The organism is Nostoc sp. ATCC 53789 (assembly GCF_009873495.1).
GTDB classification, from domain to species: domain Bacteria; phylum Cyanobacteriota; class Cyanobacteriia; order Cyanobacteriales; family Nostocaceae; genus Nostoc; species Nostoc muscorum_A.
Genome location: NZ_CP046703.1, coordinates 4,743,000 through 4,758,899, shown reverse-complemented (window position 1 = coordinate 4,758,899; position 15,900 = coordinate 4,743,000). Strand labels below are relative to the sequence as shown.

The window sequence follows — 15,900 nt, the reverse complement described above, 5'->3', positions numbered from 1 at the left end:
TGCAAAATTATTTTTGGTAATTTTGCATTTTTAATTTTTAATTTTTAATTCCCCAAAGGGGCTATTCCACATGCCCCGTATGCAAGGTTTTCACCCATTTTAGGCGCTTTGGTCTTACCGACATCCGGGCAGTAGTACTGCTCATGACGACCAACCAGTGCAACATATATAAACTGCCACGCAGGGTTTGCACCAGCATCGTAAGATATGTAGAAAGTGAGAATTTCTGATCTTGACGTATGCGCGTTAGACCTGTGTACATCCCTACCATCGACATGGTAACGGACAAGCCTGTAATGGGACTTAACATTGGTGGACGATGACGCGCGATCGCCATCAACAAATCTGGTACTGCTGCTGTAGGTAAGATATACATAATCAGCATAAAAATCAGCAAATCCCAGCTTTTGCGCGTTCCCATGCGGTTTTTGAGAATTAAATCCCAATAATCCAGATAGCGTTGATAACCACCTTCTGCCCATCGGTTGCGTTGATGCCAAAGTGCGATCGCATTTGTCACACCTTCTTCTTGCACTGCTGGATGGAAAACACACTCAATATCCCATTTATCCAAATGCAAGCGGATTGTCAAATCCAAATCATCGGTAATAGTTTCCTCATTCCAGCCACCGCAGCTTTCCAAGGCTGAACGCCGGACAAATTGACCATTACCCCGCAGTTCGCCAATACCGCCAAGGGCAGTGCGCTGTTGCTGAAACCAGGTATCAAGGGCCATTTCGGCCATTTGCCCCTTAGTCCAAAAGTTATCTTTAGCGTTGGCGATCGCTTTTCGCACCTGCACCGCCCCCACCTTTTCTCTCTGAAATAAAGGTATTACCTGTTGCAGTAAGTCTGGTGTCACTTGGGCATCAGCATCAAATACTGCTATTATGTCGCCCTTTGTCAGAGGCAACACCTGATTTAACGCCCCTGATTTACCGCCACTAGCTTCTGCTGAACGCCTTAATACTTTCAGTTGCTCGTGTTTCTGTTCTAGTTCTGCTAATAAATGTGGCGTGCTATCACTGCTGTGATCGTCAATAATCCATACTTCATACTGCCCACCTGGATATTCCAGGTTACAAAGATTTTTGACTAATTTTGCAATTACTGCTTCTTCATTTTTCGCAGCTACTAACACAGATACAAAGGGCAAATCTCCCTGTATTTCTTTTGGATAGCGACGAGATTTAGTAAACACGACCACCAAGGCATGAAATCCTAGAATAGTGGTCAGTCCTAGAATAAATATGGAAGCCCAAGAAACTAAATGTAGAGCGATCGTGCCACTCCAGACGATAGTCAAGACTAGAGCTGCTTTGCCTCTACGACCTTGAAACCGGGATGGTAGAGACATAGGATCTGTCTCTAACACTGACTCCTCATCTACTGATAGGTCAGACAACAAGGAGTTGAGCGGATCAAGCTCTTGATAAGAATCTTCTTCGGGCCAGGAATTCGCTGGCATAGGTTAGGTTGCTTGATTCAAAAACCAGTATTTGTCTACAGTTAGTAATTTTACGGACAAATATCCCTAAGCTACTTTTCCCGATTTTAATCGGAATGGGCAAACTGCAATACCCGCTATCCCTAAGCCAAAAGCCGCCGGGACTACTTTTGTTGTCACTGTCACTCTGGGTAATTACTTAGCATTAACCACCTTTGCTACTCTTAGACAGAGGCTTGATTCCTTTGATACCCACTTGGGGAGGAAGCTTGTAGAGTCGGACTTTCTCTAATGAGAATTCCGGTTTAGGCAAAGTCATACCAAGGTGACAGCAGCTTATTGTTGGAAGAAATAGCAATAATAACATCCACAAATTTATAGTGTGGTTTTTTCATGTTATGTTATTGCGCCCAGCTGCGATCAAAGTTAATGCAGCCTTATTGTAACCGAAATTTTAATATTTCTTAGCAGTAACTTCATTTATGGAGTATGAGAAGAGGCAGAGGGGCTGGGCGCGGGGAGCAGGGGACAAGGGGACAAGAGGTGAGAACTTGAAACAAGTCTTTCCCCTTGTCCCCAATTCTCCTTGTCCCCAAGTCCTCTTCCCAATTCCCACTCCCTCTTTCTACCATGTGCTTTAGACACATCTTTTGGGAACACTACTAACATCCACTAATATCCCTAGTTGCCAACTAACTTGAGGAATATTTAACCATGTCTATTGAGCAACTCCAGCCTGCTAATCAACAACAAGCTAGTGTTTACTTACCTTACGTCCAAGGTACTAAGCGCAATTTTTTACCCTATGCCATCAGTCTCTATCAAAAAGGGGTTTTGGAGGGACACCGGAAGATAGAAGCTAGCGAACATGTCCCTTTTGTCGCATCTTGGAATGTTGCTACTTTACCCTCAGACTTAACCCGTTGCCGAATTCAGTTTGATGGCAATGCTGACTTGAGTTACGAACTAATGATGGCTAGTTTCGAGTTTATTAATTTTTTAATTGAAGTTATGGACAACTATAAACGCCATCGCTTGACCGATTTTTCACAACCGTTTTACCGCAAGCTACTGCGTATAGATGATTGATTAAACACGAGCCGGACTTTTGCTAGTTCGGCTCGTTTTTAAAACTATCCTGTGTGATTATAAAACTTACCAGCTTCTCACCTTAAAAACATCTTCTTAGGGCAGATGTGTTTTTTTCTTTTCAAAACCATACCAAAACCAGCTACCAAAAAAGTGCCGAGAATGCTAGCAGGTTCTGGAATAGAAGTTTCATCAATAGGTACTTTGATTCTTAAATTCGCCAGGGTAGCATTAGTGATGTTCAAGGATGTTACAGTTGGCGAACCTGGGATATCAGACTGGAAATCAAAGACTGTGGGAGTTGAGCTACCATTGCGATCGCTATATCGCATTCCATATCCACTTACTTCAAAAGTGCCCTGATACTGCTTTCCGGTGTCTGGATCGGTGACAGTACCAGCGTATAAGGCTTTTATGAAATTAAATTCATCCTGAACTACTCCTTGAAATTTGGTTCCTGCTAATTGTCCTTGGTATTTATAGGGTGTCAACTGACCACCAGAGAGAACCGGCGATGTGAGAACACCATCGAACGAGACAAAGGGAATACCTTTAAAGTCGACAAAGTAATGCAGACTTCCATCAGAGCGTGTTTCTACCTGTAAATAGTCTGACTGGTATACAGGAACATAATTAGGATTATTGTTAGTACCTAAGTTCCGGTAATAAGTTCCAGTGTCATCCGTATCAATACGAGTAATACTGTTATTAAAATTCGGATTATTTCTGGGAAGTTCGATTGTTCCTGATAATGTACCAGTGCTTTCAATTGTAATGAATTGAGCAGCAAAAGCACTTGTTCCACTTAAAGCGATCGTCACTGCTGCTAAATAACTGCCACTAAGAATTGCACAACCTAGCTTAATCCCTGATAAACTTACTTTCATTAACAACTTGCTCCTTGAAGCGCCGATATAAACACACGTAATATGCTGAGATTCATTTAAAATTTTTCTCAGGCACAGTTTATTATTCCCAAGTTTGTGAAGTAAGCTTTATCGAAAACAAAAAATATTTTGATCAAAAACGGGAACATTTTATCTAAATTGTGATTCAACTTAAACAATATTTATCATAAGCCTATTAATTTTAGTTTTTTTAGCTGAATTTAACTAGCGTTTATTCTGTACAATCAAGTAATACAGATAAATTTTTCTAACTATTCTCTAAGCTTAATAAACTACTAATCAGTTTAGGCAAGCCTCTACAGCAGGGATTTGAATGCTCAGATAATTCATTCCGTTCTATCTGCTTTGCCATCTTCTCAGCACGTTGAATCGCTTGTTCAGTTAATGATTTCAATGGTTTTGGATACAAGCACATTGATTTGTCATAGTTGGGTATATGCTTGCCGAGTAAATTAACTAACCTATCACGATTGATTTGTGCAAAATGGTCTTGAAAGTGAATTAAATACCAGAGTTCAAAACAAGGATTTGTAATTGCGAGATTAATCTTTTGGCTTGTAGCCCGATTTATTGCACTTTGCCAATTTTCCAGACTCTTTTCAATATGCTCATCTCCATCAAAAACAGCCCAAGCCTCATCTTCTTTACTCCACTGCTGGTTATCTTCTCTCTGCTGTCGTTCTTCAATGAGTCTTTCAATAATGCTACGTGGATCAGTTTTGTTTTGATGAGGCAATACAATAATATCTAAAGTTGATGAACGTAATTCATTGCGGATACTATTGAAATAAATTGGTTCTGTTTTACTTCCTTCACAAGCAATTAGTATTTTCTGAGCAATATTCCTGCTAGGTGGACGACGATTTAACTTTCTTGGCACTACTCATCACCCTGTAAAATCATTTCCTCTTCAGATGGGAGAAACGGAACTGCTCCAAAACGACCATCTAAATAAGCTTTGTCAATCGCCAAATCGTTTCGCACATGGAAATCAGTTAAGGGATACAACTCAGTGCTTTGGTCAGGGCGCTTTTGTGTAAACCAAATTTGGTCACGGCGTAACAAGTTATTTCTTTGTAAGGTGTTATCATGACTTGTCAAAATCAGTTGAGCATTTCTGGGATTAGTTTTAGGATTTTGAAATATTTTGATAATAGTTCTTACAATATTAGGATGAATATTTGTGCCTAATTCATCAACAATTATCAATCCGCTTATGTTCAAAGCTGCTACTACCCGGAATGCTAAGTAAAATAAACGTTGAGTACCAAGAGACTCTTCATCGAAAAGCCACTGGATTTCATTACCATCATCAGTGTTATGTACAGCATATATGTTGTAGTCAGCCTGAGCATCAGATTTCTTTTTTAACTCTATTCTAGAGAGTCCAGTGTCAGACTTCTGTACAATATTTAATGCTTGTTTAAGTAATTCATTGAATACATAAATACTAGCATCTTGTATAACCGTAATCGAAACACGGTCAAAATCTTCACTTCCTAAGCTAATTCCACGCCATCCACTTCCTAACCAATTTGTAAAAGACTTAATTATATTTATTTTTAATTTTACTAATGTACTAATAAATAACTCATTTTCTCTAATATTATCCTGAAGTTGATTATGTGCTCCAGCAAAATCATCACCAGTTTTCCATATAAATTTTTTTTTACTCTCATCCCATTGACGATGAAATAAACGACGAGTCCGTTTAGTTGTGTTTAAAGCATAGTCTAAGTTTTCTGAGATGATATTATTTTTATTAATTACTAGTGAATAAGTATAGATATTATTATCGAATAAAGTTCTTAATTCAAATCTTGTGGATTTTTGAGCAGAGATACTATCTAATTTAAAAGGGTCTAGTTTTGCATATTTTAAGATTCTGTAGAATTGCACTGCTTCCTGTGTGCCATAAGCCATTATGAGCAATAAATAATCCAGAGCTTGGATAACATTACTCTTACCTGAAGCATTAGCCCCAAAAATTGTTAGAACAGGTAAAAGCTCAATATCCCACCCCTCAACATGGTATCCAGGTGCAATTTCATGATCTGACTTTACCCGTTTGCGTTTGCTACTTTGGCTTGTCTGACGATCGCTGTATTTTTGAGCAACCGCACTTAGGGTTACAGGTTCTTTAATTGAGCGGTAGTTTTCGACTGTAAAATCTACAAGCATAATTTAACGCCCACAAGTCAGTTTTTTGTGATTTATTCACGTAAATATTATCTTAAAGGTAGGCAAATCTCCACTTCTACCACAACAAACCACATGAACTCGCAGCCAGTGTAAGCATATTACTACACTTTAATACACCCATTAATCCACAACTCACCACCAGATTTAGATCGACAATAGGAATATAAGCAGTCTAACCAAAGCAGGTATAGGGTAATGGTGCGATTAAAACCGTGGCAGTGGGTCGTCTTAGCAATCCCGATCGCGTTTATCATTATTTTTTTACTGGTAGCCGCCGGTTCGCAAATTCATGCGTGGGGTATTAGTTGGATTTGGGGTGTGTTCACCCTTTTATTCGTTGGTTGGCGCTGGCTACTCGTAAAATGGACTCAACCTGCCGTTAACCAAGTAGAAGCTGTATTGGCTCAAGTTCAAGAAGAATTAGAATCGGCAGTAGAGGATACAGTTAGACCACCAGTAGGAAGTGATGTCACAAAGCTTGCAGAAACCGCACTCCAAGAGATTCTACAAGCGTCACAAAGCGATCGCCCGATTTGGGAAGACTGGCAAACTTTTTGGACGCGATGCCAGGATTTAGTTGTAGCGATCGCTCATATCTACAATCCTCAAATTCAATATCCCCTGCTGAATATTTACGTCCCCCAGGCTTATGGGCTGATTCGGGGAACGGTGGATGATATGGATCAGTGGATGCAAAAACTATCCCCAGTTCTTAATCAGGTGACGGTTGGACAAGCATACCAAGGATATGAAGTCTACCGGAAGTTGGAACCATCGGCTCGAAAATTTTGGAAAGCTTGGAACTGGGCACAGTGGCTTTTAAATCCGGTAGCGGCGATGGCAAAACAAGCCAGCCAGGGTTCTAGTAACCAAGCAACTCAGCAATTATTGGGGAATTTAAACCAGTTATTTCGGGAAGCTGCCCTGAAAAACTTGTGTCGGCAAGCGATCGCCCTCTATGGACGTAGCAAATTACCAGTTTCAGCAACCGTAGTATCCACACCAACTTTACCCAAGGCAAAAACCCAAACACTGCGAGAAATACTGACTCAAGCTCAACCAGCCGAGGTAGTTGAGCAAAAACCCGTGAATATTCTGCTGGTGGGACGCACAGGTTCAGGAAAAAGTAGCCTGATTAACACGCTATTTCAGGCAGATTTAGCAGCCGTTGATGTTTTGCCCAGTACCGATCGCATTCAAAATTATCAATGGCAAACTCAAAGTGGTGAAACCTTGACGCTTTTGGACACACCTGGCTACGAACAAGTCAACCATGCCGATCTGCGAAACCTGGTGCTTGATTATGCTATCGATGCAGATTTGCTGCTGTTAGTCACCCCTGCCCTCGATCCTGCCCTGCAAATGGATGTAGACTTTTTGCAAGATATCAAAGCAGAAGTTGCAGATTTACCTGCGATCGCGATCGTCACTCAAGTAGATCGGCTGCGTCCCATCCGTGAATGGCAGCCGCCTTATGATTGGGAATGGGGCGAACGTCCAAAAGAAATTGCCATTCGGGAAGCTACTGAGTATCGCGCCAAATTACTGGGAAACTTCTGTAATCTAGTTCTACCAATGGTTACGGGTGACAGCAAAACAGGGCGAGTTGCTTGGGGAGTGGAGGCGCTTTCACTGGGATTAGTAGATGCGATCGCACCTACAAAACAACTCCGTCTCGCCCGCTTTTTGCGTAATCTCGAAGCCCGTACTGTCGCCGCCGCCAAAATCATTGACCACTATACCTTCCAGATGGCGACAACACAGGGACTAACGGCATTGCTCAAAAGTCCTGTCCTCCAGTTTGTTTCTACGCTCTCAACTGGATCTCCAACCCTAGCCTATCTTCTGGCAGAGCAAATTCCTGTGGAACAGTTGCCAATTGTGATTGGCAAACTCCAAATGGCTTATGAGCTTTTCTCGCTCTTGAATACAGCTAACTCTAACCCGCTCAACTTTGAATTACTATCCCTCTGGCCGCTACTGCTAGAAAATTCCACTTCACCCGATCGCAATGCCTGGGCATTTGGTCACGCTCTAGTCGAGTACTGGACTCAGAATCTAACGGTTGAAAAACTCCGGGAGCGATTTGAGTATTATTTGGCGATCGCTAAATAATTTGTCTGCCTTGAGTAAGTAATATCCGCATCTTCCATGCTGCTACACCTAAATAGCGAATTTGCTAGCCATGCTTACTCAGTCTCATTAAATACTATAAACTCCATTGGTACTGAGCTTTAACTAGAATATTTACTTAGTTTTTTAAAATATTTTATACTCCTAAATAGGAAACAGGAGAACAAAAAATGCCGTAATATCTCTTAGCTTTTAACATCAAAGTTAAGATTACGATTAAGAGTAGCTGTCTACTAAAACCTACCGCTTTAACTAAGTTTTTACCAAACATCCTTTTTGTTCGGAGTTATTTATGAAAAATATATTACAAACCTCCATCTCTGAAGAACAAAATTTACATCAGAGCTATAGTATTTCATCTTACAATCGGCTGCTTTTAGTCGTGAAAGATTTGGCTTGTGTGCGGACTATTGAGGAAATTATTGAGATTGTGCGTTTGGCAGCCCGCGATCTCACAAATGCTGATGGAGTAACTTTTGTACTGCGGGATGGTGAATGCTGCCACTATGTTGATGAAAACGCCATCGGCCCACTTTGGAAAGGTATGCGTTTTCCGCTCAAGTCTTGCATCTCCGGTTGGGCAATGCTCAATAAACAAGCAGCCGTGATTGAGGACATTTACCAGGATGCAAGAATTCCTATTGATGCCTATAAAGTGACTTTTGTCAAAAGTTTAGTGATGGTTCCTATACGGATTGCCGATCCACTGGGTGCGATCGGAGCCTACTGGAGTACACCACACCTAGCCACATCTGAAGAAATAGAACTGCTTGAGATTTTGACCGACACTACAGCAGTGGCGATCGCGAATGTTCAACTTTTCCAGAAACTTACGAACCAAAACGCGCTGAAAGACAAATTCATTGCGATGCTAGCTCACGAGTTGAGGAATCCTGTTGCCCCCATCTCAAACGGGGTTCAGCTTCTCAAATTGAAGCTGGGCGTGACTGGTGCAGTCGGAGAAACAGTTTTAATGATGCAGCACCAGATTAAGCACCTCTCGAAATTGATCGATGAGTTACTAGATGTATCGTCTATCACTTACGGGAAGATTTCATTAAACCTTGAGAAGTTGAATCTGTTGGAATTGGTTCGCCAGAGTCTCAATGACCATACACAAGCAATAAAGAGATCGAATCTTACCGTAGTAGAAGACTTGCCAAACACGCCCGTATGGGCTTATGTTGACCCAACGCGATTCTTTCAAATCTTTGGGAACCTTCTTGATAACGCCTTAAAGTTTTCAAAACCAGATGGGACGATCTGGGTGGATCTCTCATATATTCCAGGTGAAAATGGCTCAGGCAGTTTAGCAGCTTTATCTGTAAGAGACTCAGGTATGGGGATAGAACCGACAATCTTACCAGAACTCTTCGAGCCGTTTACCCAGGCCGATCGCAGTTTAGACCGTTCGAGGGGTGGGCTAGGTTTAGGACTCTCGGTAGTCAAAAGTCTTGTCGAACTTCATGGTGGAAATGTTGAAGCCTCAAGTAGAGGGATCAATTTGGGGGCAGAATTCAAAGTTACTCTCCCTGTATGCGAAGAGATTAAAATCTTGGACAACAACCTGGAGACTATAGACGCGGCTAAAAAATCGTTGAAGATTTTAGTGATTGAAGATAATGACGATTCTGCTACAACATTAAAAGCAGTACTTGAGCATTTCGGGCATGAAGTTTCCATTGCCAAGAATGGAATTTCAGGTGTACAAACTGCAAAAGAGTTGGAGCCTCATGTGATTATTTGTGACATCGGGCTTCCCGAAATGGATGGATTCGCCGTTGCACAGGAACTGAGTAAAGACTCTAAATTTAGTCGCTCAATTCTGATTGCGCTCACCGGTTACAGTGGCCAGGAGGATAAGGAACTTGCGCTTAAATCTGGTTTTAAATGCCACTTGACCAAGCCTGTGGACTTTGAAATACTCACGGCAGAAATTGATCGATACTTTCTGGTGAGTGCGTAAAGTTGCCCGTCGTAAACATTGGGCATTGGGTATTGGGAATGGGGAAGAGGACTTGGGGACAAGGAGAATTGGGGACAAGGGGAAAGACTTTTTTCAAGTTCTCACCTCTTGTCCCCCTGCCCCCTGCTCCCCTGCCCCTTGCCTCTTATGCTGTGGGAATATCACGCTTTGCCAAATATTGATACATCTGCCAACGTGCATCTACCTCAGCTTGCGCTTGTTCTAACAAGTGCTTGGCTACGTCTGGTTTACTCTTAGTGAGCATTTTGAAGCGATTTTCTTGATACATAGAATGTTCTACAGATTGCGTAGGCGATCGCATATCCAATTGCAAAGGATTTTTACCCTGTTTAAGCAACTCTGGATTATGCCGATACAGCAACCAACGACCTGATTCTACCAGAGTTTTTTGGTGATTCATCCCGGTAGTCATGTTAATGCCGTGGGCGATGCAATGGCTGTAAGCAATAATTATTGATGGCCCATCATAAGCTTCTGCTTCCAAAAATGCTTTGAGAGTATGTTCATCTCTAGCACCAAGGGCTACACTCGCTACGTAGACATTTCCGTAGGTCATGGCAATCATCCCTAAGTCTTTCTTCCCTCCTGGCTTGCCACTGGCTGCATATTTAGCAACTGCGGCTCGTGGCGTAGCTTTAGAAGATTGACCGCCTGTATTAGAATACACTTCTGTATCCATTACTAGGATGTTGACATTGCGACCACTGGCAATTACATGATCTATACCGCCAAAGTCAATGTCATAAGCCCAGCCGTCACCGCCAACAATCCAAACGCTTTTTCTCACTAAATAATCTGCAAGGGATTTGAGATTTTGGATTTTGGATTTGAAATTGGGGTCGAAAGTTACGATTTCATCTAACTTCTCCTGCAACAGTTCTATTCTTTCGCGCTGTTCCCAAATGTCAGCCTCAGATTTTTGTTCAGCTTTCAGGATGGAATAGACAAGGTTTTCATCTATTTCACTCCCCAATTGTTGCAACAATTCCGCCGCAAACTCAGCTTGTTTGTCGAGAGAGAGACGGAAGCCGAAACCGAATTCGGCGTTATCTTCAAATAGATTATTTGACCACGCGGGGCCGCGTCCTTGGGCGTTGGTTGTCCAAGGAGTTGTGGGGAGATTCCCACCATAAATTGAAGAACAACCTGTTGCATTGGCGATGACGGCGCGATCGCCAAACAATTGTGTTAATAATTTTAAATAAGGTGTTTCACCACAACCTGCACAAGCACCAGAGAATTCAAATAAAGGTTCTTGCAGTTGTTGTTGGCGAATCTGGTTTAATTTTAGCGATCGCCTGTCAGGATTTGGCAAACTCAAGAAGAAATCCCAGTTTTTCCGCTCTTGCTCTTGTAAAGGCAACTGCTGCGCCATGTTAATCGCTTTCCGCAATGGCTCAGATTTATCTTTAGCAGGGCAAATATTTACACAAATAGTACATCCTGTACAATCTTCTGGGGCTACCTGAATGGTAAATTTTTGATTGGCAAAGTCTTTATCTTTTGCACCAGTTGACTTAAAGGTTTCTGGCGCATTGACTAACTCATCAGCTTGATAAGCTTTGGCGCGGATAGCACTGTGGGGACAAACCATGACGCACTTACCACACTGAACGCAGACATCCGGCTCCCACACAGGTATTTCTTCGGCAACATTACGTTTTTCCCACTTGGCAGTACCTACAGGGAATGTGCCATCAACAGGTAGTGTGCTAACAGGTAAATCATCACCTTCCCACACCATGATTTTGCCTAGAACTTCCCGAACAAATTCGGGAGCAGAGTCCAGCAATCTTGGGTTGTTAATTGTTGATTGTTGATTTTTGATTGTCTGTGGGACATCTACTTTATGCAAGTTATCTAAAGTGTTGTCTACAGCTTGCAAGTTCATGCGGACAACTTCTGGGCCTTTTTTACCATAAGTCTTGTCAATCGCTTGTTTGATTTTAGCGATCGCTTCTTCTTGCGGCAAAACCCCAGCTAAGGCAAAGAAACAGACCTGCATAATGGTGTTAATTCTGCCACCCATCCCACTTTCACGGGCAACCTGACTAGCATTGATTACGTATAACTTCAAATGCTTATCGATAATTTGCTGCTGTACCTTCAGTGGCAAATTCTCCCAGACCTTATCTGCATTGTATGGACTGTTAAGCAGCAAAATCGCCCCAGGAATAGCAGCTTTCAAAATATCTATGCGTTCTAGAAATCCCCAATGATGACAACCAATAAAGTTGGCTTGGTCAATCAAGTAGGTGGAGCGAATTGGCTCTTTGCCAAAACGTAGATGCGAAACTGTCATTGAGCCAGATTTCTTAGAATCAAAGACAAAGTAGCCTTGGGCGTAATTATCGGTTTCTTCACCAATAATCTTGATAGAGTTTTTGTTAGCCCCAACTGTCCCATCTGAACCCAACCCATAGAACATTGCCCGAACAACATTATCCGATTCTGTAGAGAAGTTAGGGTCAAAGTTTAGAGAAGTATAAGTAACATCGTCATTAATCCCAATCGTAAAATGATTCTTCGGTTTAGCTTCGGCAAGGTTGTCAAAAATCCCCTTCACCATCGCCGGCGTAAATTCCTTAGAAGAAAGACCATAACGACCACCAATAACTTTAGGCAGAGGGGCAGAGGGGCAAAGGGGCAGAGGGGAAAGACTTACTAAAACTTCCCCTCTGCTCCCCTGCTCCCCTGCTCCCCTGCTCTCATCCCCCCACGCCTCATGGATAGCAGCCACAACATCCAAATACAAAGGTTCTCCGGCGCTTCCTGCTTCTTTAGTGCGGTCGAGAACTGCGATCGCTTTTACGCTATTTGGCAATGCTGCAACAAACCTTTGGACATCAAAGGGACGGTAAAGTCGCACTTTCACAACACCAAGTTTTTCCCCACGGGCATTAAGGTAATCTACTGTTTCATGGACGGTTTCACAGCCTGAACCCATGAGAACAATGACCCGTTCGGCATCATTGGCCCCGTAATATTCATAGATTTGGTAATGCCTCCCCGTGCGTTCTCCAAATTGATCCATGATGCGCTGGACAATTTCTGGACAGGCGTTGTAGTAAGGGTTAGCGCCTTCACGTCCTTGGAAATAGACATCAGGGTTTTGGGCAGTCCCTCGCAAGACTGGACGATCTGGGGTGAGGGCACGACTGCGGTGGGCGAGTATGAGATGATCGTGGATGAGCGATCGCAAATCATTATCTGCAAGCAGTTTAACTTTCTGCACTTCATGGGAAGTACGGAAGCCGTCAAAGAAGTGCATAAACGAGACTCGTGCCTCTAGGGTTGCAGCATGAGCGATGAGAGCAAAATCTTGACTTTCCTGCACCGAAGCAGAACACAGTAATGCAAAACCAGTAGCACGAGCCGCCATCACATCACTATGATCGCCAAAAATTGATAAAGCGTGGGTAGCCAAGGAACGGGCGGCAACGTGAACCACGGCGCTAGTCAACTCACCAGCAATTTTGTAGAAGTTGGGTATCATCAACAATAATCCCTGAGATGCCGTGAAGGTAGTACTCAGGGAACCTGTTTGCAATGCCCCATGCACAGCACCAGCCGCTCCCCCTTCACTTTGCATCTGCACGACACTGGGAATAGTACCCCAGAGGTTGGGACGACCTTCTGCTGACCAAGCATCTGCCCATTCACCCATTGCTGAAGAGGGGGTAATTGGATAAATGGCAATCACTTCATTTAGTTTGTAAGCAACACGGGCGACAGCTTCATTTCCATCAATGGTTGCAAATGTTTTGTTCATAATATGATTTTTGTCCCCGTCTCTCAACTGCATTATCAGAACACGTAAATAGAAGAATTAAAAATAGCCAGAGTCAGGTAGGCATTGCCAAGCAAGCAGTTTATTATGCGCTTTTCAGTTAACTTTAAATAAATACTGCATACATGAATATCTCATCTGAAATAGCGCATCTATTAATATGTCTTAATCATGTACTCAATAACCCAAGTATTGATTAGATAAGGCTTTGAGATAATTAATTCTTTTTTGTGGGGTATAGGTTCGGGAATATTTTTGTTTACTAAATTCAAGCTGAACTGCGATCGCTTCATGTACCAATTGCTGCAAATCCTGAACCATTCACAAGCACAACAGCATGGGTTAGTGCGCCCTAAACGCATGGATACATTTTAGCAAGTAGACTATACAGAGAAATTCTCAGATGATACCAATTCTGTATGAAGATGCGCTAAACCATATTTAAGTACAAGACAGAAGAAAGAGAAACGAACCGCAAAGGACGCATTCGCGCAGCGTCTCGTCAGAGAAGGACACAAAGAAAGAAAGAAAGAAAGAAGTTAAAAGGGTTTGGCGCAGCCTCACAGAAATGGTATGAGAAAATTATTTACGGAATAGTTACTGATGATGGAACAAAACAGGTCGGTGAAGGATTTGAAGCATTAAACGTAGGTTGGGTGAAGCGGAGCGCAACCCAACATATAATATCAGTTGGCTTTGGCAAAGCCTCCAACGCCACTTGCTACAACGCGGGAAACCCGCGCAAGTGGCTCCCCAACCTACAATTTTTTTGCAACATTTTAGCCTTGATATGCCAATAGGGTGTGTTAGCAACAGTGCAACACACCTCTCATTTATAAATCTCTATCCCTTCATGGGTAGAGTATTCATAATTCTGAATTTTGACTAATGCACCAAATTTTCTTGTTTAAGTTGCTCTTTGGCTAAAGCCAATGCTTGATGAGCATTTCTAAACTTTGTCTCATCCGTAAATTTACGATCAAAACACTTTAGATAAGCTTCCAAATACCTAATACGTAAGCGTGGATCAGCCGGACTCAGAAGAAAGGGGAGGTCAGCTTCAACCATAAACCGTATAGCCAATAAGGGTATAGGGCTACGAAGTGGACGAAAGTCTGGATTGTGCATACCGGGAGTTTCATTACGTTTATGAAATTCTCCTATCATTAGTCCTGACTCAACAAACAAAGGTTTAAGTTTTTGTTGGACACTATCTATTAATTTACAAGCGTCCTCTATATGGACATCAGGAAAAATAAGTAAAAAAGCTTTGTTTATTTCTAACTCCTGCTCTTTAACTTTCATTTTCAAAAAGATATCTTTATAGCGTCCAACAATCTCTTCTAGTTGTTCTGGATACAAATATTTGGTACGAATAACTGCTAGACGAATACTGTTTGACTTGAGAGAGTAAGGTACAAAAGGGCAAACTGCGCCGGGTCTTCCTAAGTTAGGATGAGGTCTTGCTAAAAAACTTTTCACCCACTCTATAGTTTCAAGTAAGTAAGGACGGTCTTCGTATTCCTGGAGTTGTTCGATTTCAAGAATTGTATATAGTTGCATCAGCTTAGGTGAAATAGAAGAATTGTTGAAATCTGAATCCAAATTATGTGCCTAAAACTAACTATTCTCTAAATAAACAAAACAAGCCTTGACTTTTTTATTTTTGGTTTATCTATAGTTTGTAGCCAATAAAAATGCTAAAGCATTTTTGTGAATCAAAAAAATTTACACCAATCAATACACAAAGATATTTTCACACAAAGCAAGTTGTGCTTATTGCTTTTTTAGTATTGGAGCTAAAAGACATACATCATATATTATCCAGTAGATGATCTTACTTTTTTACACTCTTAAGCTTCCATGATTTTCAACAAAGATATTATAAAGTTTATATCCAAATAGTTATTTTTACTGTAAAGGTTTAGTTTTTACTTAACAGCCTAGCATCGGGTTGATATTTTTTATACAAACAGAGTTTTTGTCTAAATACTTGTTTTTGAAGTTCCTCCTGGGTGTCTTCGCTAAGAGAAGGCATCATAATTGTTGCTTATTATACTTATTTATTACTTACGTACTGTACACAATAATCATATTCTGTATCAACTGAAATATGTCATTTCAGATTTTTATTAATCATTTTCTGATGGTAAATACACCTATGCTGTAAGGGCAATATCCTTTAGGTACTCGATTGGAGAACTCATAGAGCAGCTGCTTTGTATCTACATGAATCGCTTTAACACAGTTTATGCTTTTTGACAATAGCTGAAGCGTATTGATCTATATTTGGTCTTTCCTGTCAATGCGGAAGTCCTGCTATTCTTCATGAAGATGGGCTTAA

At 41.6% G+C, this 15,900-nt stretch carries 10 protein-coding genes; 3 read left to right on the top strand and 7 right to left on the bottom strand.

The features are described 5' to 3' along the window. Positions 1–61: 61 nt before the first annotated feature. Entirely contained in the window at positions 62–1,468 is a 1,407-nt protein-coding gene (locus GJB62_RS19635; protein WP_114082993.1) for a glycosyltransferase family 2 protein, read from the bottom strand. A gap of 693 nt (positions 1,469–2,161) precedes the next feature. Here GJB62_RS19635 and ebsA point away from each other — a divergent pair. Then, on the top strand, positions 2,162–2,536 hold the full coding sequence (ebsA, locus tag GJB62_RS19630; protein ID WP_012410470.1) for a type IV pilus biogenesis protein EbsA: 375 nt from the start codon (positions 2,162–2,164) through the stop codon (positions 2,534–2,536). Between the two features lie 77 nt (positions 2,537–2,613). Here ebsA and GJB62_RS19625 read toward each other — a convergent pair whose 3' ends face one another. From GJB62_RS19625 to GJB62_RS19615, 3 genes are all read right to left on the bottom strand, one after another. Continuing rightward, positions 2,614–3,423: a PEP-CTERM sorting domain-containing protein gene (locus GJB62_RS19625; protein WP_114082992.1), complete on the bottom strand. Its 810-nt coding sequence runs from the start codon at positions 3,421–3,423 to the stop codon at positions 2,614–2,616. Between the two features lie 268 nt (positions 3,424–3,691). Next, on the bottom strand, positions 3,692–4,324 hold the full coding sequence (locus tag GJB62_RS19620; RefSeq protein WP_114082991.1) for an RloB family protein: 633 nt from the start codon (positions 4,322–4,324) through the stop codon (positions 3,692–3,694). Further along, a complete protein-coding gene (locus GJB62_RS19615) occupies positions 4,324–5,625 on the bottom strand; it encodes an ATP-binding protein (RefSeq protein ID WP_114082990.1) in 1,302 nt (433 codons plus the stop codon). The genes GJB62_RS19620 and GJB62_RS19615 overlap by 1 nt, the downstream gene beginning before the upstream one ends. A 216-nt stretch (positions 5,626–5,841) precedes the next feature. Here GJB62_RS19615 and GJB62_RS19610 point away from each other — a divergent pair, with 216 nt between their 5' ends. Together GJB62_RS19610 and GJB62_RS19605 are read left to right on the top strand one after the other, a co-directional pair. Further along, a complete protein-coding gene (locus GJB62_RS19610; protein WP_114082989.1) occupies positions 5,842–7,761 on the top strand; it encodes a GTPase family protein in 1,920 nt (639 codons plus the stop codon). A 310-nt stretch (positions 7,762–8,071) separates the two neighbouring features. After that, on the top strand, positions 8,072–9,745 hold the full coding sequence (locus GJB62_RS19605; RefSeq protein WP_114082988.1) for an ATP-binding protein: 1,674 nt from the start codon (positions 8,072–8,074) through the stop codon (positions 9,743–9,745). Positions 9,746–9,890: 145 nt separating this feature from the next. Here the strand turns inward: GJB62_RS19605 and nifJ are convergent, their stop codons facing one another. The 3 genes from nifJ to GJB62_RS19590 all read right to left on the bottom strand — a co-directional run bounded on the left by nifJ (position 9,891) and on the right by GJB62_RS19590 (position 15,119). Next, positions 9,891–13,538: a pyruvate:ferredoxin (flavodoxin) oxidoreductase gene (gene nifJ, locus GJB62_RS19600; RefSeq protein ID WP_114082987.1), complete on the bottom strand. Its 3,648-nt coding sequence runs from the start codon at positions 13,536–13,538 to the stop codon at positions 9,891–9,893. Positions 13,539–13,733: 195 nt separating this feature from the next. Then, on the bottom strand, positions 13,734–13,877 hold the full coding sequence (locus GJB62_RS19595; RefSeq protein ID WP_159402537.1) for a hypothetical protein: 144 nt from the start codon (positions 13,875–13,877) through the stop codon (positions 13,734–13,736). A 564-nt stretch (positions 13,878–14,441) separates the two neighbouring features. Continuing rightward, positions 14,442–15,119 (bottom strand): DUF6875 domain-containing protein, encoded by a 678-nt coding sequence (locus tag GJB62_RS19590; RefSeq protein ID WP_114082986.1) that lies wholly within the window; start codon positions 15,117–15,119, stop codon positions 14,442–14,444. Positions 15,120–15,900: the final 781 nt, after the last annotated feature.

Bases quoted from the DNA above. Each gene is read 5' to 3' on its own strand.
- GJB62_RS19635 (WP_114082993.1), bottom strand. From the start codon at position 1,468: ATGCCAGCGAATTCCTGGCCCGAAGAAGATTCTTATCAAGAGCTTGAT.
- ebsA (WP_012410470.1), top strand. From the start codon at position 2,162: ATGTCTATTGAGCAACTCCAGCCTGCTAATCAACAACAAGCTAGTGTT.
- GJB62_RS19625 (WP_114082992.1), bottom strand. From the start codon at position 3,423: ATGAAAGTAAGTTTATCAGGGATTAAGCTAGGTTGTGCAATTCTTAGT.
- GJB62_RS19615 (WP_114082990.1), bottom strand. From the start codon at position 5,625: ATGCTTGTAGATTTTACAGTCGAAAACTACCGCTCAATTAAAGAACCT.
- GJB62_RS19610 (WP_114082989.1), top strand. From the start codon at position 5,842: ATGGTGCGATTAAAACCGTGGCAGTGGGTCGTCTTAGCAATCCCGATC.
- GJB62_RS19605 (WP_114082988.1), top strand. From the start codon at position 8,072: ATGAAAAATATATTACAAACCTCCATCTCTGAAGAACAAAATTTACAT.
- nifJ (WP_114082987.1), bottom strand. From the start codon at position 13,538: ATGAACAAAACATTTGCAACCATTGATGGAAATGAAGCTGTCGCCCGT.
- GJB62_RS19595 (WP_159402537.1), bottom strand. From the start codon at position 13,877: ATGGTTCAGGATTTGCAGCAATTGGTACATGAAGCGATCGCAGTTCAG.
- GJB62_RS19590 (WP_114082986.1), bottom strand. From the start codon at position 15,119: ATGCAACTATATACAATTCTTGAAATCGAACAACTCCAGGAATACGAA.